This is a genomic window from Rhizobium sp. AN73 (assembly GCF_030757975.1).
Taxonomy (GTDB): Bacteria; Pseudomonadota; Alphaproteobacteria; order Rhizobiales; family Rhizobiaceae; genus Agrobacterium; species Agrobacterium arsenijevicii.
Map to the genome: position 1 here is coordinate 2452954 of NZ_JARWME010000002.1, position 23898 is coordinate 2476851.

At 58.4% G+C, this 23898-nt stretch carries 19 protein-coding genes, 1 tRNA gene and 1 pseudogene; 5 read left to right on the top strand and 16 right to left on the bottom strand.

The window, feature by feature from the left end:
- Positions 1-4: 4 nt before the first annotated feature.
- From RBH10_RS22040 to RBH10_RS22055, 4 genes and pseudogenes are all read right to left on the bottom strand, one after another.
- On the bottom strand, positions 5-1510 hold the full coding sequence (locus tag RBH10_RS22040) for an ABC transporter ATP-binding protein (RefSeq protein ID WP_281038139.1): 1506 nt from the start codon (positions 1508-1510) through the stop codon (positions 5-7).
- A gap of 83 nt (positions 1511-1593) precedes the next feature.
- Positions 1594-2586 carry a BMP family protein gene (locus RBH10_RS22045; RefSeq protein WP_045015424.1) on the bottom strand — a complete coding sequence of 331 codons (993 nt, stop codon included), beginning with the start codon at positions 2584-2586 and terminating at the stop codon, positions 1594-1596.
- A 213-nt stretch (positions 2587-2799) separates the two neighbouring features.
- Positions 2800-3450 (bottom strand): peptide-methionine (S)-S-oxide reductase MsrA, encoded by a 651-nt coding sequence (msrA, locus tag RBH10_RS22050; RefSeq protein ID WP_281037892.1) that lies wholly within the window; start codon positions 3448-3450, stop codon positions 2800-2802.
- A gap of 67 nt (positions 3451-3517) precedes the next feature.
- A pseudogene (locus RBH10_RS22055) lies at positions 3518-3845 on the bottom strand (hypothetical protein).
- A 220-nt stretch (positions 3846-4065) separates the two neighbouring features.
- Between RBH10_RS22055 and RBH10_RS22060 the strand changes: the two are divergent.
- Positions 4066-4155: transfer RNA gene (locus RBH10_RS22060), tRNA-Ser, on the top strand.
- 104 nt (positions 4156-4259) lie between these two features.
- On the opposite strand, the gene RBH10_RS22065 is transcribed toward RBH10_RS22060, so the two are convergent.
- Positions 4260-5210, bottom strand: a complete 951-nt coding sequence (locus RBH10_RS22065; protein ID WP_281037890.1) for a PLP-dependent cysteine synthase family protein — start codon at positions 5208-5210, stop codon at positions 4260-4262.
- A 479-nt stretch (positions 5211-5689) separates the two neighbouring features.
- On the opposite strand from RBH10_RS22065, the gene dnaK reads away from it, so the two are divergent.
- Together dnaK and dnaJ are read left to right on the top strand one after the other, a co-directional pair.
- Positions 5690-7591 carry a molecular chaperone DnaK gene (gene dnaK, locus RBH10_RS22070; RefSeq protein ID WP_281037889.1) on the top strand — a complete coding sequence of 634 codons (1902 nt, stop codon included), beginning with the start codon at positions 5690-5692 and terminating at the stop codon, positions 7589-7591.
- Between the two features lie 90 nt (positions 7592-7681).
- Complete coding sequence (gene dnaJ / locus RBH10_RS22075; RefSeq protein WP_281037888.1) at positions 7682-8815, top strand: molecular chaperone DnaJ; 1134 nt, start codon at positions 7682-7684, stop codon at positions 8813-8815.
- Between the two features lie 65 nt (positions 8816-8880).
- Here the strand turns inward: dnaJ and RBH10_RS22080 are convergent, their stop codons facing one another.
- The 10 genes from RBH10_RS22080 to polA all read right to left on the bottom strand — a co-directional run bounded on the left by RBH10_RS22080 (position 8881) and on the right by polA (position 20576).
- Positions 8881-9432: a DUF924 family protein gene (locus tag RBH10_RS22080; RefSeq protein ID WP_281037887.1), complete on the bottom strand. Its 552-nt coding sequence runs from the start codon at positions 9430-9432 to the stop codon at positions 8881-8883.
- A 13-nt stretch (positions 9433-9445) separates the two neighbouring features.
- The gene (locus RBH10_RS22085) at positions 9446-9658 is read right to left on the bottom strand and encodes a SlyX family protein (protein ID WP_013635242.1); all 213 of its coding nucleotides are present in this window, start codon (positions 9656-9658) and stop codon (positions 9446-9448) included.
- Between the two features lie 152 nt (positions 9659-9810).
- The gene (locus RBH10_RS22090) at positions 9811-11316 is read right to left on the bottom strand and encodes a tripartite tricarboxylate transporter permease (RefSeq protein ID WP_045015430.1); all 1506 of its coding nucleotides are present in this window, start codon (positions 11314-11316) and stop codon (positions 9811-9813) included.
- A gap of 9 nt (positions 11317-11325) precedes the next feature.
- On the bottom strand, positions 11326-11787 hold the full coding sequence (locus RBH10_RS22095; protein WP_045015431.1) for a tripartite tricarboxylate transporter TctB family protein: 462 nt from the start codon (positions 11785-11787) through the stop codon (positions 11326-11328).
- A gap of 100 nt (positions 11788-11887) precedes the next feature.
- Entirely contained in the window at positions 11888-12871 is a 984-nt protein-coding gene (locus RBH10_RS22100; RefSeq protein ID WP_281037886.1) for a tripartite tricarboxylate transporter substrate-binding protein, read from the bottom strand.
- A 197-nt stretch (positions 12872-13068) separates the two neighbouring features.
- Positions 13069-14415, bottom strand: a complete 1347-nt coding sequence (locus tag RBH10_RS22105) for a sigma-54 dependent transcriptional regulator (protein ID WP_281037885.1) — start codon at positions 14413-14415, stop codon at positions 13069-13071.
- Positions 14412-16238, bottom strand: coding sequence for a sensor histidine kinase (locus RBH10_RS22110; RefSeq protein WP_281037884.1), 1827 nt, complete (start codon positions 16236-16238; stop codon positions 14412-14414). Before RBH10_RS22110 ends, RBH10_RS22105 begins: the two co-directional genes overlap by 4 nt.
- A gap of 162 nt (positions 16239-16400) precedes the next feature.
- A complete protein-coding gene (rpmF, locus tag RBH10_RS22115; RefSeq protein ID WP_003514347.1) occupies positions 16401-16586 on the bottom strand; it encodes a 50S ribosomal protein L32 in 186 nt (61 codons plus the stop codon).
- 193 nt (positions 16587-16779) lie between these two features.
- Positions 16780-17499 carry a DUF1868 domain-containing protein gene (locus tag RBH10_RS22120; protein WP_281037883.1) on the bottom strand — a complete coding sequence of 240 codons (720 nt, stop codon included), beginning with the start codon at positions 17497-17499 and terminating at the stop codon, positions 16780-16782.
- A gap of 89 nt (positions 17500-17588) precedes the next feature.
- The gene (gene polA, locus RBH10_RS22125; RefSeq protein WP_281037882.1) at positions 17589-20576 is read right to left on the bottom strand and encodes a DNA polymerase I; all 2988 of its coding nucleotides are present in this window, start codon (positions 20574-20576) and stop codon (positions 17589-17591) included.
- 416 nt (positions 20577-20992) lie between these two features.
- On the opposite strand from polA, the gene RBH10_RS22130 reads away from it, so the two are divergent.
- The gene (locus RBH10_RS22130) at positions 20993-21427 is read left to right on the top strand and encodes a MarR family winged helix-turn-helix transcriptional regulator (RefSeq protein WP_025592037.1); all 435 of its coding nucleotides are present in this window, start codon (positions 20993-20995) and stop codon (positions 21425-21427) included.
- Between the two features lie 245 nt (positions 21428-21672).
- Complete coding sequence (locus RBH10_RS22135; RefSeq protein WP_281037881.1) at positions 21673-23064, top strand: dipeptidase; 1392 nt, start codon at positions 21673-21675, stop codon at positions 23062-23064.
- A 414-nt stretch (positions 23065-23478) separates the two neighbouring features.
- Here the strand turns inward: RBH10_RS22135 and RBH10_RS22140 are convergent, their stop codons facing one another.
- Positions 23479-23688 carry a cold-shock protein gene (locus RBH10_RS22140; protein ID WP_045015438.1) on the bottom strand — a complete coding sequence of 70 codons (210 nt, stop codon included), beginning with the start codon at positions 23686-23688 and terminating at the stop codon, positions 23479-23481.
- Positions 23689-23898: the final 210 nt, after the last annotated feature.

The following is a 23898-nucleotide window of genomic DNA, read 5'->3' on the forward strand; positions in this document are numbered from 1 at the left end:
TGCCTCATGCGGCGATGCCGGCCATCATCAGGCCCAGCGTCTGTTCTTCGGCTTCCGCCGTTTTTTCTCCAACGACACGCCCGGCGAACATGACCATGATCCGGTCCGAAAGGGAACGGATTTCATCGAGCTCGACGGAAACCAGCAAAATAGCCTTTCCGGCATCGCGCATTTCGATGATGCGGCGATGGATGAATTCGATGGCGCCGATATCCACGCCGCGGGTGGGCTGGCCGATGATCAGCATCTTGGGATCACGCTCGATTTCGCGGGCAACGACGATCTTCTGCTGGTTGCCGCCGGAAAAATTGGCGGTCTTCAGCTGCGGGTTCGGCGGGCGGATATCGTATTTCTCGATCTTTTCGACCGCATCCTTGCGGATGGCCTCGGGGTTGAGAAAAGGCCCTTTGCCGTAACGCTCGTCATGGTGATAGCCGAGGATAGAATTTTCATATTCCTCAAATTTCAGCACCAGCCCCATATGGTGACGGTCTTCCGGGATGTGCGCTAGGCCGAGCTTGCGCAAGATCGCCGGATCGGGTCGGTCAACCTTCTGTCCGGCCACCCATATCTCGCCCGAATGTGGCTTGCGGATACCCGCGATCGCTTCGAGCAGTTCGGACTGGCCATTACCCGCCACACCGGCGATGCCGACGATTTCACCGGCGCGGACATCCAGCGAGACATCGTCCACCATCGTGACGCCGCGGCTGTCCTTGACCGTCAGATTGCGGATGGAGAGGAGCACCTCACCCGGCGTCATCTCGCCCTTTTCCACCCTGAGCAGCACACGACGGCCGACCATCAGTTCGGCCAGTTCCTCGACGCTGGTTTCGGAGGTTTTGCGGGTCGCCACCATTTCGCCGCGGCGCATGACCGAGACGGAATCCGTGATCGCCATGATCTCGCGCAGCTTGTGGGTGATGAGGATGACGGTCTTGCCCTGATCGCGCAGGACACCGAGGATCTTGAAAAGGTGATCGGCCTCCGCTGGCGTCAGAACGCCGGTCGGCTCGTCGAGGATCAGGATTTCGGCGCCACGATACATGGCTTTGAGGATTTCGACGCGCTGTTGCAGCCCGACCGGCAATTCCTCGATCACCGCATCGGGATCAACTTCTAGCCCGTAATCGTCCTCAAGGCGCTTCAGTTCCTTGCGCGCCGCTGTCCGGCCCTTGGCAAGCGATGCGCCGCCTTCCGCGCCCAGCATGACGTTTTCCAGCACGGTGAAATTTTCCACCAGCATGAAATGCTGATGCACCATGCCGATGCCTGAACTGATCGCAGCCTGGCTGTCGCGGATCGAGACTGAGGTGCCATTCACCCGGATTTCACCGGCATCGGCCTGGTAAAAGCCGTAGAGGATCGACATCAAGGTCGATTTTCCGGCACCATTTTCCCCGATGATGCCGTGGATCGTACCCTTGGCAACGGTCAGATTGATATTTTTATTGGCGTGAACGGCACCGAATTTCTTGTCGATGCCCACGAGTTCGATTGCAGGGTCCATACTCAAACCGAAACCTCTCCGAAGGCTGGATATGAAAAGGGCGCAAGGTGAAAAATCACCATGCGCCCCCGACACATATCATATCATTTCGGGCAGGAGTTATCCGCCATATAGTCATGAACCTTGACGGTGCCGGCAATGATGTCGGCCTTGGCCTTGTCCACTGCGGCAATCATCTCAGGCGTGATCAGCGCCTTGTTGTTGTCGTCAAGCGCATAGGCAACGCCGTCTTCCTTGACGCCCAGCGCAACGATGCCGGGGGTGAACTTGTCGTCCTTGGCATCCTTATAAGCGTTGTAGACAGCCAGATCGACGCGCTTGACCATCGAGGTCAGAACAGAGCCGGGATGCAGATGGTTCTGGTTGGAATCGACGCCGATCGAGTACTTCTTGTTGTCGGCGGCGGTCTGCAACACGCCAATACCGGTCGCACCGGCTGCCGCGTAGATCACGTCAGCGCCCTGGTCGATCTGGTTCTTGGTGAGTTCACCACCGCGCACCGGATCGTTCCAGGCAGCACCCGTGGTGCCGGTCATGTTCTGGAAGACTTCGATCTTGTCGTTGGCGGCCTTGGCGCCCTGCGCATAACCGCAGGCGAATTTACGGATCAGCGGGATATCCATGCCGCCGATGAAGCCGACCTTACCGGTCTTGGAGGCCATGCCTGCCAGAAGACCGACGAGGTAGGAACCTTCATGCTCCTTGTAGACGACCGAGCGAACGTTCGGCAGTTCAACAACGGAATCGACGATGACGAACTTGGTGTCCGGGAACTCAGCTGCGACCTTTTCCATGGCCGACGTCCAGGCGAAGGACACGGCAACAACCGGGTTGAAGCCCTTGCTGGCGAAGTTGCGGATGGCCTGTTCGCCCTGCGTGTCGCTCGTCGGTTCGAAATCGCGGAACTCGATGCCCGTTTCTGCCTTGAACTTTTCAGCGCCAGCCGCAGCGGCTTCGTTGAACGACTTGTCGAACTTGCCGCCCGTACCATAGACCAGCGCCGGCTTGATATCGGCAGCAAGCGCGGAAGCCGACATGGCGGCGAGCGCAAAAAGCGTCAGAAGGGATTTTTTCATTGTGCAGCCCTGTTGTTGCAATTGATATTTTAGGGTCCTCCCGCAAACCCGTTTACCGGGAATGTCTGCGGAACCGCCAGCCGTTTTCCCGGCTGTGCTTGGCTCATATCCTTGCATGGCTCAATGAAAAATTCATCCGGTTTTTTTGACCCGGTGGAAAAACTTTATTCTGGCGTTTTTTTGGTCTTTCCACCCGGGCAATCTGCAAAAAATCTAGTCGATATTGCAACTTACGCCCGTTCCCCGCAGGCCGCAGTAGCCACCCGGGTTCTTGGCAAGATATTGCTGGTGATAGTCTTCCGCGTAATAAAACGTTTCAAGCGGTCCGATTTCGGTGGTGATGGCGCGGCCATGACCCGCCTTGTCCAAAGCCTGCTGAAATGCGTCATGCGCCTTCTGCGCCTGCTGCAGCTGGCCTTCCGTATTGGCATAGATGGCGGAACGATAGGTCGTGCCGACGTCGTTGCCCTGCCGCATCCCTTGCGTGGGATCATGCTCCTCGAAGAATATCTTGAGCAGGCCAGACAGCGAGATTACCGCCGGATCGTAGACGACCTTGACCACTTCGGCGTGGCCCGTCTGGCCGGTCGTCGTCTCCTGGTAGGTGGGGTTGGGGGTAAAGCCGCCGGCATAACCCACCGCCGTCACCCACACGCCCGGCGTTTTCCAGAACAGCCGCTCCGCACCCCAGAAGCAGCCCATGCCCAGATAAATGACTTCAAAACCATCCGGATAAGGCCCCTTCAAAGGCCGGCCGTTGACGAAATGGGTTTCCGGCACGGCAAGCGCCTCTTCACGGCCGGGCAAAGCCGTCTCTTCGGTCGGCATCGTCGTCTTTTTTGAAAGCGTATCGAACAGGAACATTCGGTCCTCCGTGCGGCCAGCTCCGCCGCTTGTCAGGGTTCACATCTGCGCGGCGCCCCTGCCCCTGTCAGTCTGATAAGACCGATGAGCGCCTCATCACTTTGCGCTTCCTGTAACCGGCCATCCAGCAAAGCAGGGATAGCGCGAGGAAAAAAGCAAATGCGGGCAGTCCCGACAGGGCATTTTCAATGAAGCGCCACGCTTCAGGGTGAATATAGTGCGCCAAGGCGGCTTCCACCATGGTGCGCGAGGCAGGAAGAAGATAGTTCCAGACGGACAGGATGCCGGTGATGTTGACCGAGGATGTGGAAACCGAGCGGATCGAGATCGAGCACACCGAGGAAAACCGCCGCAATGAGGAGAAGAAAGCTCAAAAAACGGAAAAAAGCTTTCATCAGGACACCTCGGTTACGGCCCGTCATGTCGACAGCCACATTTTGAAACATATATTGCATCGATAAAGGCGGGAAAACCGGTTTGCAATCGCATCGGAACGCAGGAAATTGCCGACAATTCAAAAAACTGTCAGATTCGTGTTGATCCCAGCGAATTCATCGGTATATATCGCGCCGTTCCAGTGATTTGCATTTCTCAAAACATGCAGATTTGAAAAAAGGACAGGTGGCCGAGTGGTTTAAGGCGCACGCCTGGAACGCGTGTGTGCGTGAAAGCGTACCGTGGGTTCGAATCCCACCCTGTCCGCCATTTCACCGCAAAACGCCCTTTCTGGTGCGATATAGATGCCGGTGGCCACTTCCATAGTTCCATAAAGTCAGACGCAACCGACAGCCTATGAACGTCAAGGCCGTTCAAATTGAATGCGGTGGCGCCTCCCTATACAAATCAGTGCTGAGATAACGCAGGCCGGAATCGATGATGATCGTGACAACCGTTGCGTCAGGCCCGAGGCGTTGTGCGATCCTGAGCGCCGCTATCACGTTGAGACCTGACGAGGTACCGGCAAAGATACCTTCCTCACGGGCAAGTCGACGGCACATTTGCGCAGCCTCGGCGGTTGTCGCCGACAATATCTCATTGACCTCGCCCGGTCGCCATTGTGGTGGCACGAAGCCAATCCCGATACCCTCGATCTGATGGGATCCCATGGCTCCACCGGAGAGGACGGCCGATTCCGCCGGTTCGGCGGCGGCGACATGGAGATCGGGATTATATTTGCGCAATACCTCACTTACGCCATTGAGCGAGTGGGCGGAGCCAACCGCCTGGACAAAGGCGTCGACCTTGCCGCCGGATTGCATCCAGATTTCCTCTGCCATCGGGTGATAACCGGCGGCTGCGTCCGGGTTGTTAAGCTGATCGAACCACCAGTGACCGGCCCTTTGGCTGAGCTGACGAGCCGTGTCGATCATGCTCCTGATCAGGGTAGAGGTGATCTTGCGGTTCTCGCTTTTGATCGAGATGATTTCAGCGCCAAATGCTTGCGTCGTCAGCCTTTTTTCTTCACTGAACGCGTCTGACGTGACGATCTTGATGTGATAGCCCTTCGTGGCGCACACAAACGCCAGCGAAGCTCCGGTCGAACCTCCGGTGTATTCAACGACAGTGCCTCCAGTCTTGAGCCTGCCGTCGGCCTCCGCCGCTTCGATGGCGGCTTTTGCCATTCGGTCCTTCATGTTGCCGGTCGGATTTGCACCTTCCAGTTTGACCAGGACACGGGCAGAACCAGAAGGAACAACCTTCCGAAGTTCGACCAATGGCGTATCGCCTACGAATTCGAGAATGCTGAGGTGTCCGGGCAAAACGATTTCCTTTGCCGATGACGACGGGCTGGGTTCGTATTTATGCTGTATCCGCCTCTCCCGATAAAGCAGCGGGAGCCTATTGAAACAGCGCCGAGAATGCAAAAATGGCTTCGCGACCGATCATCAAGAGGGGCCAAAGCGTAAATGTCGCTCTCTGTTTCGTCGCTCTCGGCCCGCCGTTTCACCTCATCTCCCATATCGTTGGAGCCGGGCTTTGCCATCACCGGTCCTGTCCGACAACGTACCGTCAAAGTCGCGTTTTTCGGCTTTCGCAAGCGTTGATGGCTATGCTTCTGCACAGACAAGGGTTTCATCCGCTTTTTTGCAGCGCTTCACCCTCTCTTGCGCCTTGCAGCAGGAAAAATCGCTCCTTATATACGCCGCAGAACTGCAGCGAATACTGCAAATCCAAGTCAAGGAGTTGTCAATGGAATGCCTCACGGGGTTCCGACAACTCGCTTCAAGGAGAGAAGAGCATGGCAAAAGTAATCGGTATCGACCTTGGCACGACCAATTCCTGCGTCGCAGTGATGGACGGCAAGGACACGAAAGTTATTGAAAACGCGGAAGGCGCGCGCACGACGCCATCCATGGTGGCATTTTCCGACGATGGCGAACGCCTTGTCGGCCAGCCGGCAAAGCGCCAGGCGGTCACCAACCCGACCAACACCCTGTTTGCGGTGAAGCGCCTCATCGGCCGTCGTTACGAAGACCCGACCGTCGAAAAGGACAAGGCCCTCGTTCCGTTTGAAATCGTCAACGGCGACAATGGCGATGCATGGGTGAAGGCACAGGACAAGAACTATTCCCCTTCGCAGATTTCCGCGATGATCCTTCAGAAGATGAAGGAAACGGCTGAATCCTATCTCGGCGAAAAGGTCGAGAAGGCCGTCATCACCGTTCCGGCCTACTTCAACGACGCGCAGCGTCAGGCAACCAAGGATGCCGGCCGCATCGCCGGTCTGGATGTCCTGCGCATCATCAACGAGCCGACGGCTGCTGCACTCGCCTACGGCCTCGACAAGAAGGAAGGCAAGACCATTGCCGTTTACGACCTTGGCGGTGGCACCTTCGATATTTCCGTTCTGGAAATCGGCGACGGCGTTTTCGAAGTGAAGTCCACCAATGGCGATACCTTCCTCGGTGGTGAAGACTTCGACATGCGTCTGGTCGAATATCTGGCCGGTGAGTTCAAGAAGGATCAGGGCATCGACCTGAAGAACGACAAGCTTGCCCTGCAGCGCCTCAAGGAAGCTGCCGAAAAGGCAAAGATCGAACTTTCGTCCTCGCAGCAGACCGAAATCAACCTGCCGTTCATCACGGCTGACGCTTCCGGTCCGAAGCACCTGACGCTGAAGCTGACCCGTGCAAAGTTCGAAAGCCTGGTGGACGATCTGGTGCAGCGCACCGTCGCACCGTGCAAGGCAGCCCTCAAGGATGCCGGCGTTACTGCTGCCGAGATCGATGAAGTCGTTCTCGTCGGTGGCATGAGCCGCATGCCGAAGGTACAGGAAGTCGTCAAGCAGCTGTTCGGCAAAGAGCCGCACAAGGGCGTGAACCCTGATGAAGTGGTTGCCATGGGCGCCGCCATTCAGGCCGGCGTTCTGCAGGGTGACGTCAAGGACGTTCTGCTGCTCGACGTGACCCCGCTGTCGCTCGGCATCGAAACGCTGGGTGGCGTCTTTACCCGTCTGATCGATCGTAACACGACGATCCCGACGAAGAAGAGCCAGACCTTCTCGACCGCCGAAGACAGCCAGTCGGCTGTGACGATCCGTGTCTCGCAGGGCGAGCGCGAAATGGCACAGGACAACAAGCTGCTTGGCCAGTTCGACCTCGTTGGCCTGCCGCCGGCACCGCGCGGCGTTCCGCAGATCGAAGTGACCTTCGATATCGACGCCAACGGCATCGTGCAGGTTTCGGCCAAGGACAAGGGTACGGGCAAGGAACAGCAGATCCGTATCCAGGCTTCCGGCGGTCTTTCCGACGCCGACATCGAAAAGATGGTCAAGGACGCCGAAGCCAATGCCGAAGCCGACAAGAAGCGTCGTGCGGGCGTTGAAGCCAAGAACCAGGCCGAAAGCCTCGTTCACTCCACCGAGAAATCGGTGAAGGAATATGGCGACAAGGTTTCCGAAACTGATCGTAAGGCCATCGAAGACGCCATTGCCAGCCTGAAGACCGCCGTTGAAGCTTCCGAACCGGATGCCGACGACATTCAGGCCAAGACCCAGACCCTCATGGAAGTTTCCATGAAGCTCGGTCAGGCCATCTACGAAGCGCAGCAGGCCGAAGCCGGCGCTCACGGAGAAGGCGGCAAGGACGACGTCGTCGACGCCGACTATGAGGAAATCAAGGACGACAAGAAGTCCGCATAATCGCGTGACTTCCCGTCTCCTGTCGATACATGCAAGACATCCGGCTGCCAGAGTGCAGCCGGAAATCCATTTGCGAGGCTTGTTATCTTAATGGCGAAAGCAGACTTTTACGAAACACTTGGCGTCAGCAAGACCGCGGACGAAAAAGAGCTGAAGGGCGCCTTCCGCAAACTCGCGATGAAATTCCATCCGGACAAAAATCCTGATGATGCCGATTCCGAACGGAAGTTCAAAGAAATCAACGAAGCCTACGAAACGCTGAAGGACCCGCAAAAACGCGCGGCCTATGACCGTTTCGGCCACGCCGCGTTTGAAAATGGCGGCATGGGCGGCGGTGGCATGGGCGGCGGCGGTTTCGCCAATGGCGGCTTCTCCGACATCTTCGAAGACATCTTCGGCGAGATGATGGGCGGCGGACGTGCACGCCGCTCCTCCGGCGGGCGTGAGCGCGGGGCCGACCTTCGCTACAACATGGAAATCACGCTGGAAGAAGCCTTTGCCGGCAAGACGGCGCAGATCAGGGTTCCGACCTCGATCACCTGCGACGTCTGTTCCGGTTCGGGCGCGAAACCCGGCACGCAACCCAAGACCTGCGGCACCTGTCAGGGTTCCGGCCGCGTGCGGGCAGCACAGGGCTTCTTCTCGGTGGAGCGCACCTGCCCCACCTGCCACGGGCGCGGACAGACGATTTCCGATCCCTGCGGCAAGTGCCACGGCCAGGGCCGCGTGACGGAAGAGCGTTCGCTTTCGGTCAACATTCCCTCGGGTATCGAAGACGGCACCCGCATTCGCCTGCAGGGCGAAGGTGAAGCCGGCATGCGTGGCGGCCCGGCAGGCGATCTATACATCTTCCTGTCCGTGCGTCCGCATGAGTTCTTCCAGCGCGATGGTGCCGATCTCTATTGCACCGTACCGATCTCCATGACGACGGCTGCACTTGGCGGCACCTTCGATGTCACGACGCTCGACGGCACGAAGTCGCGCGTCACGGTTCCGGAAGGCACCCAGCCGGGCAAGCAGTTCCGTCTGAAGAGCAAGGGCATGCCGGTACTGCGTTCGGCGCAGACGGGTGATCTCTACATTCAGATTCAGATCGAGACGCCGCAGAAGCTCAGCAAGCGGCAGCGCGAGCTGTTGCAGGAATTCGAGCAGCTGTCTTCCCAGGAGAATAATCCGGAATCGACTGGCTTCTTCGCCCGGATGAAGGAATTCTTCGACGGCTGATCTGCGAGCATTACACATCATGAAAACGCCGCCGTCCTTCGGACTGGCGGCGTTTTTCGTTCAGATCAGCCGGTAAAGCCGCCCTCATCCAGATATTGCCGTTCTTCCGGCGTCGTTTCCCGCAGCAATATGTTGTTGCGATGTGGAAACCGGCCGAAACGCGCGACGATATCGCGATGCTCTTCGGCATGGTGGAGATAAAGCCCACCTAACGGCCGGTTGAGAGTGCAGGCACGCTCCTGATCCTCGATGTCCTCCGCATGGGAGAAGGGCAGATAAAAGAAGACGCGCAAATCCTCGCCCACCGCCTGATTGTGGCCACGGCGAATAGCCTCGTCGGCGAACAGGCGCGCCAGTGGATCGGTCGTATACATGTGAGCAGTGCCACGAAAGCAGTTGCGCGGAAACTGATCCAGCAGAAGCATGAGCGCGAGGCTGCTTTCTACGCTGTCCAGCCAGTCATCCAGTTCGCGCCTTGCAGCGGCGAAATGGGCGTCGCGAAAACGGTCGTGAAAGTGGTTGTCGAAAGTGGCGTCCTTGTCGAACCACTTGTCCGGTCCCGCCTTCTTCCAGAAATCCACGATTTCGGCGGCAAGCGCGGCTGTGTCGGTTTTCATCGGGTCTTCCTCGTCAATAATGCGGCGGCCGGGTGATTGCAGGCGCGTCCAGCGATTGCTCCTCGAGGCTCAGGAACCTCTCCGTCAACCGGTCGAGTTTGGCGCGGGTCTGTTCCACCACCTTCCACTGTTCCGTCAGCTGGTCGGACAGTTCTTCTATGGTCTTAGCCTGATGCGCGATCGTTTCCTCAAGCGCAATGATCCGTTTTTCGGTTTCCGACGTCATATCGACCTCTCTTTCCCGCCCTTCCTTGGCCCTAAAAGGCTTCGAGTCAACCATAGCCGGCTTTCGTGAACCGGATTCGTCTGAACGATCCTGTCAACGCAGAAACGCCGGCGACGTTTCCATCACCGGCGTTTGAAATTTTTCGACTTCGCTCAGTCTTCTTCTACGAAGACCTGCTCGCGTTTCGCCTTCACGCTTGGCAGGAAGACGACGATCAGCACGGCCAGAGCGATGAAAAGCAGGGTGGCGCTGATCGGCCGGGTGACAAAGGTGCTCGGATCGCCGCGGGACAGGATCATGGCGCGCCGCAGGTTTTCCTCCAGCAACGGGCCAAGCACGAAGCCCAGCAACAGCGGCGCCGGCTCGCAGCGCAGCTTCACCAGCACGTAACCGATGAAACCGAAGAAGGCGACGGCATAGAGATCGAAGACGTTGGAATTGACGCTGTAGACCCCGATGGCGCAGAAGGCCATGATGATGGGGAAAAGCACGTAATAGGGCACCGTCAGCAGCTTCACCCACAGCCCGATCAGAGGCAGGTTGAGGATGACGAGCATCAGATTGCCGATCCACATGGACGCGATGATGCCCCAGAACAGCGCCGGCTGCTCGGTCGCAACGTTCGGACCGGGCACGATGCCCTGAATGATCATCGCCCCGATCATCAGCGCCATCACCGGGTTGGCCGGAATACCGAGCGTCAGAAGCGGGATGAAGGAGGTCTGGGCACCGGCATTGTTAGCCGATTCCGGACCGGCAACACCGGCAACCGCACCGTGCCCAAACTCCTCAGGATGCTTGGAGACGCGTTTTTCCACCGTATAGGATGCGAAGGCAGCGAGAATCGCACCGCCTCCGGGCAGGATGCCCAGTGCCGACCCGATGGCCGTGCCGCGCAGCACCGGACCGATCATTGCCTTGAAATCCTCCTTCGACGGCATCAGGCTGCTGACCTTGGCAATCAGCACCGAACGGGTGCGCTCGTTTTCGAGATTGCGCAGGATTTCCGCGATACCGAATACACCCACGGCCACAGCCACGAAATTCAGGCCATCCGCATATTCGCGGATGCCGAGGGTGAAACGCGGCGCGCCGCTGTAGATATCCGTACCGACCAGGCCGAGCAGCAGGCCGAGCACGACCATGGCCAAAGCCTTGACGATGGAGCCATGGGCAAGTGCGATCGACGAGACGAGGCCTACCACCATCAACGAGAAATATTCCGCTGCGCCGAATTCCAGCGCAATCGCCGTCAAGGGTGGCGCGAAGACCGCTACGAGAAAGGTGGACACCGTGCCGGCGAAAAATGAGCCGATGGCGGCAATGGCGAGTGCGGCACCCGCCTTGCCCTTGCGCGCCATCTGGTAGCCGTCAATGGCGGTAACGGCAGAGGAGGATTCCCCCGGCATGTTGATGAGGATCGCCGTGGTGGAGCCGCCATATTGCGCGCCGTAATAAATACCTGCGAGCATGATGAGCGACGAGACCGGCTCAAGCTGAAAGGTGATCGGCAACAGCATGGCAATGGTCGCGGTTGCGCCGATGCCCGGCAAAACGCCGATCAGGGTGCCGAGCAGCACGCCTATCAGGCAGAAAAATAGGTTTGCCAGCGACGTGGCCGTGACGAAACCAAGAGCGAGATTATCAAGCAATTCCATTGCAGCACCTCAAAATTTAAGCCAGGGGCCGAAGCGCTGGAATGGCAGGCCGAGACCATAATTGAACACGGCAACGGAAAAGACCGTGATGGCGGCGGAAATGATGACGGCCATGAGCGGGCTCATCTTGTGCGAGGCGAAAGCCGCGATAAGGGCGCTGAAAAAAAGCGCCGGTACGAAACCAAGCCCCCGGACCGTGAAACCGAAAAAGATCGGCGCGGGCAGGATGAAAAAAATCCCCCGCCAGGCGATGGCGCCAAGGGCGTCGCCCTGCACACGGGTGGCGCGAAGGAATATTACCCCGCCAAGCAGGATCAGCACGATTGCCAGAACAAGCGGAAAGTAGCCCGGTCCCATGCGGAAGGCGGTTCCGATATCCAGCCCGAAAGACTGCAAGGCAAAAAAGGCGCCAAAACCGATGAAAATTGCCCCGCAGGCTGCCTCGGCAGGGTCAATGAAAAACGACTTCATGAAAGATGCCCCTCCACTGCGGCCGGCCACACACCGTTCCGCGCGTTAAATTGATGGCAAGAAACCGGCGACAGGGTGCCGCCGGCAATTGCTTCAACCATCAGTCGGCATATTGGCCGGCGCCCTCGATTACAGGCTTCCAGCGGGCGATTTCGCTTTCAAGCTTGGCCTTGAGCGCTGCGGGCGTTGCATCGCCTTCCGGGGAAGGCGTCGTGCCGAGTTCCGCAAAACGGGCCGCGACATTCTTGTCCTTCAGCGCGACCTGCAGCGACTTGGAGAGCTTTTCGTTGATCTCGGCCGGTGTACCCTTCGGCGTGTAGATACCGTGCCAGATACCCACCTCAAGCTTCGGCAGGCCCGCTTCAGCGACTGTCGGTACGTCCGGCAGCACATCGAGCCGCTTTGCAGAGGTCACGGCATAGGCTTTGACGGTTCCGCCCTGGATCTGCTTGGTGGTGTTGGTGGTCTGGTCACACATGATATCGACCTGTCCGCCGAGTAGATCGGTCATGGCCGGACCCGTGCCCTTATAGGGAACGGTGACGAGCGGCGTCTCGATCGCGCTCATGAACAACATGCCGCACAGATGCGAGGCAGCACCGATGCCGGCGTTGGCAACGGTGACCTTGTCCTTGTTCGCCTTAGCGTAGTCGATCAGATCCTTGAGATCCTTGGTCTCGAGCGTCTTGCGCGACAGAATGGTCATCGGCACTTCCGTGACCAGACCGACATATTCGAACGCGTTCAGGGTATCATAAGCGAGCTTGCGATAGAGCGTGGCGCTCGTTGCCATGCCGATATGGTGCAGGAGGACGGTGTAACCGTCCGGGTCCGACGCCGCCACGCGGCCAGCACCCAGCGTACCGCCAGCGCCACCGACATTTTCAACGATGATCTGCTGGCCGAGATCCTTCGACATGGATTCAGCGACAAGACGCGCGACCGTATCCGTCGGGCCACCGGCGGCAAAGGGTACGACCATGGTGATGTTGCGCTCGGGATAGTTCTGAGCGGATGCGGAAAGCGCAAAAAGGGAAACGGCAGCGGCGGCAGCAAGGCCGGTAACTGTCTTCAGTATTTTCATCGATTCCTCCCGGATGAAAATGTTCGCCACTTCAGCCGCGCATGCTCCTCCATGGCGACCGGGGTGAGCCATTTCCGATCCGGGATTGCCGTTCAGCAACGGCGGTTTTGCTGCGAGCTGCGCTTTTATGGCTGTCATGCGCGGCAATGGGTGGATTTCTACCCACAAGGGCTCATCCGTGGGTGGAAATCCACCCATTATACCTCGGTCATATGCCGGTGCAGCTCGTATTTCTGCATTTTTTCGTAAAGCGTTTTGCGTGAGATGCCGAGCGCCTCATAGACGGATTTCAGATTCCCGCCGTGGACAGCGATCGCACGCGCGATCAGGCTTTTTTCATAGGCCGCGACCTTTGCCGCCAGCGCCGCCTTGCCGTCGTCCTCAAACGGCAGCGACGTTTCGGAAACATCGCTTTGCAGGCCGAGAATGAATCGGTCCGCCGCATTGCGCAATTCCCGCACGTTGCCTGGCCACTCGCGCAGGGAAATGGCTGAAAGCAGATGCTGTGGCACCTCCATATCTTCCCGCCCATAACGAGCAGCAGCCTCCCGCACCAGATGCAGGAAAAGCAGCGGAATGTCGGCGCTGCGCTGCGACAGCGACGGCACGAGAAGTGTCGCCACGTTTAGCCGATAGAGCAAGTCGGCACGGAACCGGCCTGCCGCGACTTCCTGTTCCAGATCCACCTTGCTGGTGGCTATGAAACGGACATCGAGTTCGACCGTTTCATTGGAGCCGAGACGGGTGATCACCCTCTCCTGCAACACGCGCAGGAACCGGCCCTGCAATTCGAAAGGCATGGAGCCGATCTCGTCCAGCAGAATGGTGCCGCCACGGGCATGCTCAAACTTGCCGTAGCGCGGGCGCAGCGCGCCGGGAAAAGCGCCAGCCTCGTGGCCGAACAATTCGCTTTCGATCAGCGTTTGCGGCAGAGCGGCGCAATTGATCGCAACAAAGGGCCGGTTGGCTCTGGCGCTGATATCGTGAAGCGCCCGCGCCACCACTTCCTTGCCCGCACCGGTATCGCCGACGATGAGCGTATCGGCATCCGTCGCACCGATGGCGCGGATGCGGTAACGCAGATCGACCATCACCTGGGTTCTGCCGGGCAGGCGCGTTTCGAGATCGTCATGTTTGCCCGCCACCGCCTTCAGACGGCGGTTCTCCAGCACCAGTGCCCGCCGGTCACTGGCCCTTTTGATGATGCCGGCGAGATATTGCGGGGTGAACGGTTTTTCGATGAAGTCGTAGGCGCCGTTGCGCATGGCGTTGACCGCAAGCTGCACATCGCCATGGCCCGTCATCAGGATAACCGGTATTTCCGGGTCAAGCTCCCTCACCTTCTGCAGCAGCGTCATGCCATCCATGCCGGGCATCCTGATATCGCTGACGACAACGCCATCGAAGCTGTAACCGATGAGTTCGAGCGCATGTTCGGCACTCGCCAGCATGGTGACCGCAAAACCGGAAAGCTCCAGCGCCTGCGCGGTGGAAAAGCGCAGTTCCTCCTCGTCATCGATCAACAGAACCCGCGACATGGTCATTCGGCCGCCGCCTCCATACGATAGGCTGCTGCCGGCAATTCGATCTCGAATTCCGCCCCGCCGTCCTCATGGTTTCTGACACGCAGCTGGCCGCCAAAATCCTTGATGATGTTGTAGGTGATGGAAAGGCCGAGACCGAGGCCACGCCCCACGCCCTTGGTGGTAAAGAAGGGATCAAAGATGCGCTCCGAAATCGCCGGAGGAACGCCGGGACCACGGTCACGAATGAAAATCGACACCGTCTGACCGTGCAGCACAGCCTTTAAAGCGATGCGACGATCCTCGCGCCCTTCCACCGCATCGGCGGCGTTGGAGATGATATTGACCAGAACCTGCTGCAGCCGCACCGGCCCGGCCTTCACCGCAAGCGGCACCGGACCAAGATCGACATCCAGCACCGCATTGGCGGCCTTCAGCCGTGCACCAACAATTTCGAGCGTATCGCGAAGGACAGCATCCAGCGCGACCGCAGCCATTTTCTCATTGGGTTTTCGGGCAAAATTTCTCAGATGCCTGCTGATCGACGCCATGCGATCGATGAGGCCCGAGATGCGCCTGAGGTTTTCCGTCACCTCCTCCAGACGCCCCCGCTCCACCAGAAGCGAGGCATTTTCCGCGTAGTTCTTGGCGGCGGCAAGCGGCTGGTTGAACTCGTGCGACAGTGCCGCCGACATCTGCCCGAGTGCCGCAAGCTTGCCCGCCTGTACAAGATCGTTCTGCATCTTGCGCAGTTGTTTTTCGGTCTGGCGACGCTCGGCGACTTCGTGTTCGATCTCCCGGTTCACGCGCGCCAGATCGGCTGTGCGCTCCTCCACGCGGCGCTCCAGCTCGGCCTGCGCCTCCGCCTGATGGGTGAGACGTTCACGCACACGCCGCCGTCTTTGCAGCATGGCGGCGACCACGGCCGCAGCCAGACACAGGCAGAGGATGATCGCGATCATTGCCGTCTTGACCTGGGTTCTGAGCGAACCGGTATCCATCAGCACGCTGACTGTCCAGCCCGCGTCAGGCATCGGCTGCGACAGCACGAGATATTCCCTGTCACCGTCGTTCTGGGTGATCGTCATCAGCTGATGAGAGCCGAAATTGCCGTTTTTCAGCGGCAGTTCCTTCAGATCGGCATTGGCATAACGCCGGGACGCCGCCGTGCGCGCAAGCCTTTCGGGCGTCAGCGGCATCAGGCCGGAATAAAGCCATTGCGGCGTTCCGGTCATGAAGATGATGCCTTCGGGGTCCGATACGAGAATACGGTTCTCGCCATCGCCGAACGACGCCTCTATGCCTTCAATATCGACCTTGAAGACGATGACGCCCTTGATCTCCTCGTTGAAGAGGATAGGGGCGGAAAAATAATAGCCACGCTTGTGGGAAGTGGTGCCAAGCGCGAAGAAACGCGATGGGAAGCCCTTGGCGGCATCCTGAAAATAGGGGCGGTAGCTGAAATTCTCACCAACGAAGCTCGTGGGTCCATCATAGTTGCTGGCAGCGATGGTCACTCCGTCCAGCGTGATGATGTAGATATCGGAGGATTCCAGCAGAGTGTTGATGGATTTGAGATAGATATTGGCGCGCTGGCGCATCGCCTCATCCTGCGGATGCGCGACAAGCTCCTCGATATCATCGTGATCGGCGATCAGCGCGGGCAGCGGTTCAAAACGGCTCAAAAGCCCGCCGAGAGCCGAAACGGCCAGCCTGAGGGTGGTACGGCCCTGATCGGAGACTTCGCCGAAATAGCTTTCCGCAATGATGCCACTGCCCCTGGTCACGGCGCCGTAACCGAGGCCGAGGCTGAGCAGCGTCAACAAAATCCAGCGATATTTCACCGAAGCTCCCCTCCCCGTTGCAGGCACCGGACCTGCTCTCCCGGACAGAGTGTAGGAGGAGTGATCGGATTTTCCAAGTGACCGAAACAAGCGGCCAAACGGTCCAAAAAACAAAAAACCGGCCACGAGGACCGGTTTTCCGTAAAGATTATTTCAGAAAGCTTATGCGCTTTCCTTCGGCGTCAGAACCTGACGGCCGCGATACATACCGGTCTTCAGATCGATATGGTGCGGACGGCGCAGTTCGCCGGAGTTCTTGTCTTCAACGTAGGTCGAAGCCTTGAGACCGTCAGCCGAGCGGCGCATGCCACGCTTGGACGGGCTTGTTTTTCTTTTTGGTACAGCCATTTTTGTTACTCCACTTTAGCGGCGAAACAACGTAACCGGCCAGAACCAAAGGCCGAATGTCGGGTGTCTCGATATCGGAAATTTGGCGCGCTTATACATGCCCAAACGGGCTTTGACCAGCCCTGACGCGCATTTTTTCCGATTCAGCGGAATCGGAACGCATAGCCATCGGCAAGCCTTTGCAAATCATGCCTCACTTCCTATCAAAAACGACGAGTTCCCTAAAGTGGTTCATGTCGCGAAATTCACAGAAAGCTGGCGCCCGCATCTCGATTATCGGTGCTGCCGCGCGCAGTTTTTCCAGCTCCTCATCCAGCATCGCCTGCCAGCGCGGCAGGCTCTCCGGATCGAACCAGCGCGTGACATAAGCCAGCGTAATATGAAACTGATAGCTGTCATGATCGGGATGCTGATAACCGAAAGCTTCGGCAAATGTATCCCGCCACAGAGCAATAATCCGGTCATCTTCGGCAGTGGCACCCTTCAGCACCAAACCCGTCGGCCTGAGGCCAGTCACCTGCATATTGAAAGCCGGAAGAGCTGGAAAGGCCGCCAGACGATCACAATAATACTGCGTCATCGTATCGATCGACGTATCGAGCGGCATGTCTTCCGGCCAGTAGGGAGCCATGCGCCGGAACTCGATAATGCCCTGAAATACCGTCATATGCAGGCTGGAGACCGGCGTGAAGGCGAGTTGCGATGCCTCGGGCATATCCAGAAAGCGTTGGCGGGTATTAATGATCGCGCTTTCGGTTTTCGACCCTTCAACGAGATGGCAGACCACGGTATTGCCCGGCTCGGGCAGGAATTCACCATCCGTGTTATAGCGGCTACCGAGATGGCGCGGCGGCTGATCGTGGCTGGCGGCGGAAAAAGATTCCAGATCTTTTGAAACGAGCGGGGCGTGCATGGGGAAACTCCTTTTGAGACGTTTCCCCTAATCTGCGCACGCAACAAACCAATGACATCGGCCGATCAATTAGCAGGCTGGCCGGCCGGTCAATGCGCCTCGTCCCAATTGTCGGCCGCACGCGCATCCACCTTGAGCGGCACCCTCATGGAAATCGCCGGCATGGCCGCATTTTCCATCACCGAGACGACGATGGGCAGGGTCTTTTCGATTTCCGCTTCCTCGACTTCAAAGATGAGTTCGTCGTGCACCTGCAGCAGCATGCGAGCCGAAAGCTTCTCCGCCTCCAACGCCGGCTCGATACGGACCATCGCGCGGCGGATGATATCGGCCGCAGACCCCTGGATCGGCGCATTGATGGCCGCACGCTCGTTGAAGGCTTTCATCGAGGGATTGGAGGAGCGGATTTCCGGATAATGGGCGCGACGGCCGAAAATGGTTTCGACATAACCGTTCTCGCGGGCGAAAGCCTTGGTCGCTTCCATATAGTCGCGAATGCCGGGAAAACGCTCGAAATATTTCTTGATATATTCACCCGCTTCGGAGCGGGCGATGCTGAGCTGGTTGGCGAGGCCGAAAGCGGAAATACCGTAGATAATGCCAAAGTTGATGGCCTTGGCGCGGCGACGCACTTCCGACGGCATGCCCTCCACCGGCACCCCGAACATTTCCGATGCTGTCATCGCATGAATGTCGATGCCGTTTTCGAATGCGCTGCGAAGCTGCGGAATATCCGCAACATGGGCAAGCACGCGCAGCTCAATCTGGCTGTAATCGGCGGAAAGAAGCTTGTGGCCGGGTGTGGAAATGAAAGCCGTGCGGATCTTGCGGCCTTCCGCTGTACGCACCGGAATGTTCTGAAGGTTCGGCTCCGAAGACGACAGACGCCCCGTGGTGGTGGAGGCCAGCGCGTAGGACGTATGCACCCGCTTCGTTTCCGGATGAACGTAGCCGGGCAGTGCATCCGTATAGGTCGATTTCAGCTTGGTCAGCTGCCGCCAGTCGACGATCTTGCGCGGCAATTCGGCACCTTCCGCCGCCAGATCTTCGAGAACCTGCGCCGATGTCGACCATTGGCCCGTCTTGGTTTTCGAGCCGCCCGGCAAACCCATCCGGCCGAACAGAATGTCGCCCAACTGCTTTGGCGACCCGATATTGAAACGCTCGCCCGCCAGCTGGTAGACTTCCTCTTCGAAGGCGGCTGCCTTCTGGGCGAGCTCACCGGAAAGACGCGACAGGATTTGCCGGTCCACGGTGATGCCGCGCTCTTCCATATGCGCCAGAACCGGCACCAGAGGCCGCTCCAGCCGCTCATACACCTTGGTCAGCCGCTCGGCCGCAAGCCGCGGCTTCAGCACCATCCACAGCCGCAGGGTGACGTCAGCGTCTTCCGCAGCGTAAGCGGTCGCCTTGTCGATATCGACGAAATCGAAGGTGATGCTCGACTTGCCCGATCCCGCCACATCCTTGTAGGCGATCGGTGTGTGGCCCAGCCAGCGTTCGGACAACGTATCCATGCCATGCGTGGTCTTGCCGGCCTCCAGAACGTAGGAAATCAGCATCGTGTCGTCGAAACTCTGCATGACGACGCCGTGGCGCTTCATCAGCAGATAATCATATTTAAGGTTCTGCGCGATTTTCAGAACGGACGCATCCTCCAGGAGGCTCCTCAAACGCTCCATCGCTTCGGCAAAAGATATCTGTCCTTCGGCCAGCTTGATGCCATCACTGAAAAGATCGCCGCCGGAGCCGGTCTTGTGCGTCAAGGGAACATAGGCGGCCCGGATATCGGTGCCCGATGCATCCTTGCCATTATCGGCGATGGCCAGCGAAAAGCCGACGAGTTCGGCCTGCATCGGGTCGAGCGAGGTCGTTTCCGTGTCGAAGGCGACGACGCCCGTTTCGCGAGCTGCTGCAACCCAGCGGTCCAGTTCCGCCAGGTCCCTGATCGTCGTATAGGCAGTCGTGTCGATCTTGGCGGCGGCGAATACCGTCTGCCGCGCCGTGGTCAGATCGGCAGGCGTGCTGCCTTCCGCCGCCGCCTTCTTTGCCGGAGCGGCAGGCGAAGCCGATGCGCCGACCGTTTCGTCAGCCGTGACGGCCACAGGCGATGCATCAAGGTCGGGACCATGGGCGTCAGCACCCCATTGCACCGGTACATTGGCAGGCTCGATCGCCGAGGCGTCGCTATCCGTGGCTTCGGCAACCCGGCGCGTCAGCGTCGTGAATTCCATGGCCTTCAGGAAGGCAATGAGTTTCGGGCCGTTCTGCGGTTCGAGCACCAGCTCTTCCAAGGACTGCTGCAGCGGCACATCGGTTCTGAGCGCCACGAGCTGTCTGGAAAGACGGGCAAGCTCCGCATTGGCGATGATGTTTTCGCGGCGCTTTTGCTGCTTGATTTCACCCGCCCGCGCCAGCAACGTATCGAGATCGCCGTATTCTTCGAGCAATTGTGCAGCCGTCTTCGGCCCGATGCCGGGAATACCAGGAACATTGTCGGTGGAATCGCCGGTCATTGCCTGAAGGTCGATCATCTTTTCCGGGGCCACGCCCCATTTTTCGACAACGTCAGGAACGCCGATCTGCTTGTCCTTCATGGCGTCGTACATATGCACATTGGCCGTGACGAGCTGCATCAGATCCTTGTCGGAAGAGATGATGGTGACGTCGGCGCCGATCGCCTCCGCCTGACGGGCGTAGGTGGCGATGATATCGTCCGCCTCAAAGCCTTCCGTTTCGATGCAGGGAAGGTTGAAGGCCCGGGTCGCCTCGCGGATCAGGCCGAATTGCGGTACCAGATCTTCCGGCGGCGCGGTGCGGTTGGCCTTGTAGAGATCGTAAAGCTCGTTGCGGAAGGTTTTCGACGAATAGTCGAAAATCACGGCAAAATGCGTGGGCGTGACACCGACATCGGTATTGCGCGCATCCTTCAAGAGCTTCCACAACATGTTGCAGAAGCCGGAAACGGCGTTGACCGGCAGCCCGTCCGACTTGCGGTTCAGCGGCGGAATGGCATGGAACGCCCGGAAGATGAAACCGGAACCGTCAACGAGGAAGAGATGATCGCCTTTTTTCATGGCGATATGGATAGCGCGAGGCCGTTTTGACGTCCACAGAAAGTTCAAACTACGCACTGCAAAGCGCATGAGGCTAAGCGGCTGGAGGGGCCTGAAAAATTCACCCCAACCTTACGAATTTGTAATAGATTTTCCCTTGAAAAGCCGCATTTGCAGACACATTTCTTAGAGGACGGCGCCTGATCACGCCGTAGTCTGATTGTAGGCTCGTCCCCCGCCGCATCAGACCGGACAAAGGCCTTTCCCCCCTCTCCGGGCCTTTGTCCTCCTATATGACCGCCATGGCCGTCCCCTCCCGGCCATGGCGGTTTTATTTTGCGCCGGGTTTCTGACTGGCATAAACATATCATGCGATATATATCCCACTATCGAAATTGCGCGGATTGCGCTGGCCACGATGCCTGACGGATGGACGAATGGGTTTTTCCCGCGACGAATCGGCAATCTATCTCGCCGCAAAAATGGCGAGGGAATTCACCATGGCGCTCCAGAAGAGAGCCGCGGCGCTGGGGTTTTCCCCCGGACAGTTCCCCATCCTCATCGAACTGTGGCATGAGGAGGGGCTGACACAACGGCAACTGCTGGATAGAATCGACGTCGAACAGGCGACGCTTGCCAACACACTTTCCCGCATGGAGCGCGACGGGCTGATCGTTCGCAAATCCCATCCAAGCGACCGTCGCGCGCAGATCATCGAACTCACCCAGCGCGGCAGGGATCTGGAAGCGAACGCCATTGCCGCCTCAGAAGCCACGGAAGACGCGCTGCTGGCGGATTTCCGGCGTTTCGAAAAGCAGCTTCTGCTGGAATATATGCGCCGGGCGATCGACCGCGCCAAAAAAGCGAAATAGCTTTTACAACTCGGAAACTGCTCTTTCCTTGCTCTTGAACCTTTCATCGCCAAAAGGTTCCAAGGTTTTGTTTCCACGCAGTTTCGAACGTAAAACCACTTCGCACTTTTCCTGAACTGCTTTATCGTTCCGGCGGCTGCGCGTTTGCCGATTCAACGACACGTCAGCCCCTTGTTCCCACGCGATGCCCGATGCCCGGATCTTTCGTCCATCGCCGGGTTACGACAGACATGACAGGATCAGCGATGACAGACGTTTCCCCCATTCTTTCCACGGCCGACGACAACCTTACCTCCAGCCTCGAGCGACTGTTCGAACTTGTGCGCATCCCATCGATTTCCACGGACCCTGCCTACAAAGCGGAGTGCCGCAAGGCGGCGGAATGGCTGGTCAGAACGCTTACCTCTCTGGGCTTTGAGGCCTCTGTTCGCGATACGGCCGGCCATCCGATGGTGGTGGCGCATCACGATGCGGCTACAAAAGACGCTCCGCACGTGCTTTTCTACGGCCACTACGATGTGCAGCCGGTCGATCCGCTCAATCTTTGGGAAAACGATCCGTTCGAACCGGCCGTGAAAGATATCGGCGGCGGCCGGCAGGTAATCACCGGGCGCGGAACGGCGGACGATAAGGGTCAGCTGATGACCTTCGTGGAAGCCTGCCGGGCCTACAAGGCGGTCAATGGCAGCCTGCCGGTGCGCATTACCATTCTTTTCGAAGGCGAGGAGGAATCCGGTTCGCCCTCGCTGAAGCCGTTCCTGGAAGCCAATGCCGATGAGCTGAAGGCCGATTATGCGCTGGTATGCGACACCGGCATGTGGGATCAGGATACGCCCGCTATCGCCGCCGCCCTTCGCGGCCTGGTCGGCGAGGAGATCGTCATCACCGCTGCCGATCGCGATCTGCATTCGGGGCTGTTCGGCGGTGCGGCCGCCAACCCCATTCACATCCTGACCGATATTCTCGCCGGTCTGCATGACGAGACCGGCCGCGTGACGCTTGCCGGCTTTTACGACGGCGTCGAGGAAACCCCGGCCAACATCAAGGCCTCCTGGGAGACGCTTGGCCGCACCGCCGAAGCCTTCCTCGGTGAAGTCGGCCTCTCGGTTCCCTCAGGCGAAAAGGGCCGCTCCGTGCTGGAGCAGACCTGGGCGCGGCCGACGGCAGAAGTCAACGGCATCATCGGCGGTTATACCGGCGACGGTTTCAAGACCGTGATCGCCGCCAAGGCGTCTGCCAAAGTGTCCTTCCGCCTCGTTGGAGAGCAGGATCCCAAAGCCGTTCGTGAGAGCTTCCGGAACTATGTCCGCTCGAAAATCCCCGCCGATTGCTCCGTGGAATTTCACGAGCATGGCGGATCGCCGGCCATCCAGCTTTCCTATGATTCACCGGTGCTGACAAAGGCCAAAAACGCTCTTTCGGATGAGTGGCCGAAGCCCGCCGTCGTGATCGGCATGGGAGGTTCGATCCCGATCGTCGGTGATTTCCAGAAGATGCTGGGCATGGATTCGCTGCTCGTCGGCTTCGGTCTTACCGACGACCGCATTCATTCGCCGAATGAAAAATATGACCTGCAATCCTTCCACAAGGGCATCCGCTCCTGGGTGCGCATTCTCGACGCACTGGCGACGAAGTAATCAAAAAAGAGGAGGCGCCAGTCACCAGGCGCCTCCTCTTCTTTTCTGTTTTAACCGCCAAAAACAAAAAGGCCGGGCAAGCCCGACCTTTCCATCCGTTTTCCGTCAGTGCCAGTACATCCGTGGTCAAAGCGTTCAAACGGTCTGATGCTCCAGAGCGCGCCAACATCATCGACGCTGCTTTCACGATCAGGATCGGCTGCTTTGGTTAATCTTTGGTTAACACAACAACAGCGGCACTTTCAAAAGTACCAGCCTGACAATTCCCGTGCGGAGCACTATTGAACCCTATATTGGTATGCACCGCCGCTTTTTCAAGACCGGCCGGTTCTGGAGTATCTTCCAAAAGAAAAAGGCCGGAAAAATCCGGCCTTTCATATTCATGCGAGTGACCCGTTCAGGCCAGGCCGCTTATCAGGAAGCGACGAGGTCGCCTGCGGACATCTTGCCCGAGCGGCGGTCCTGCGTCAGCTCGTAGGAGAGCTTCTGACCGTCGTTGAGGGAGGTCATGCCAGCGCGCTCAACAGCAGAGATGTGAACGAATACGTCCTGCGAACCGTCGTCAGGCTGAATGAAGCCGTAGCCCTTGGTTGCGTTGAACCACTTTACTGTACCAGTCGCCATAACGATTTCCTTCCGTTGGCAAATTGTATTTGCACTGCGCGCAGTGCGGTCTTGGGTCGAATTTGAAGGAAAGATCGTCGTGTGCACCTAAAAAAAGGCGCCGAAGCTCTGGTCGTCAAACAAATATCGATGCGCGAACACCTAGGTTGGAAGGGGCCGAAAGTCAAGTTTCTTTGAAAAAGCCCGGCGATTTTGTGAACGGTCGGCAAA

Excerpts from the sequence above, each read along its gene's own strand:
- RBH10_RS22040 (WP_281038139.1), bottom strand. The coding sequence starts at position 1,510 with ATGGACCCTGCAATCGAACTCGTGGGCATCGACAAGAAATTCGGTGCC.
- RBH10_RS22045 (WP_045015424.1), bottom strand. The coding sequence starts at position 2,586 with ATGAAAAAATCCCTTCTGACGCTTTTTGCGCTCGCCGCCATGTCGGCT.
- msrA (WP_281037892.1), bottom strand. The coding sequence starts at position 3,450 with ATGTTCCTGTTCGATACGCTTTCAAAAAAGACGACGATGCCGACCGAA.
- dnaK (WP_281037889.1), top strand. The coding sequence starts at position 5,690 with ATGGCAAAAGTAATCGGTATCGACCTTGGCACGACCAATTCCTGCGTC.
- dnaJ (WP_281037888.1), top strand. The coding sequence starts at position 7,682 with ATGGCGAAAGCAGACTTTTACGAAACACTTGGCGTCAGCAAGACCGCG.
- RBH10_RS22080 (WP_281037887.1), bottom strand. The coding sequence starts at position 9,432 with ATGAAAACCGACACAGCCGCGCTTGCCGCCGAAATCGTGGATTTCTGG.
- RBH10_RS22085 (WP_013635242.1), bottom strand. The coding sequence starts at position 9,658 with ATGACGTCGGAAACCGAAAAACGGATCATTGCGCTTGAGGAAACGATC.
- RBH10_RS22090 (WP_045015430.1), bottom strand. The coding sequence starts at position 11,316 with ATGGAATTGCTTGATAATCTCGCTCTTGGTTTCGTCACGGCCACGTCG.
- RBH10_RS22095 (WP_045015431.1), bottom strand. The coding sequence starts at position 11,787 with ATGAAGTCGTTTTTCATTGACCCTGCCGAGGCAGCCTGCGGGGCAATT.
- RBH10_RS22100 (WP_281037886.1), bottom strand. The coding sequence starts at position 12,871 with ATGAAAATACTGAAGACAGTTACCGGCCTTGCTGCCGCCGCTGCCGTT.
- RBH10_RS22105 (WP_281037885.1), bottom strand. The coding sequence starts at position 14,415 with ATGACCATGTCGCGGGTTCTGTTGATCGATGACGAGGAGGAACTGCGC.
- rpmF (WP_003514347.1), bottom strand. The coding sequence starts at position 16,586 with ATGGCTGTACCAAAAAGAAAAACAAGCCCGTCCAAGCGTGGCATGCGC.
- RBH10_RS22120 (WP_281037883.1), bottom strand. The coding sequence starts at position 17,499 with ATGCACGCCCCGCTCGTTTCAAAAGATCTGGAATCTTTTTCCGCCGCC.
- polA (WP_281037882.1), bottom strand. The coding sequence starts at position 20,576 with ATGAAAAAAGGCGATCATCTCTTCCTCGTTGACGGTTCCGGTTTCATC.
- RBH10_RS22130 (WP_025592037.1), top strand. The coding sequence starts at position 20,993 with ATGGGTTTTTCCCGCGACGAATCGGCAATCTATCTCGCCGCAAAAATG.
- RBH10_RS22135 (WP_281037881.1), top strand. The coding sequence starts at position 21,673 with ATGACAGACGTTTCCCCCATTCTTTCCACGGCCGACGACAACCTTACC.
- RBH10_RS22140 (WP_045015438.1), bottom strand. The coding sequence starts at position 23,688 with ATGGCGACTGGTACAGTAAAGTGGTTCAACGCAACCAAGGGCTACGGC.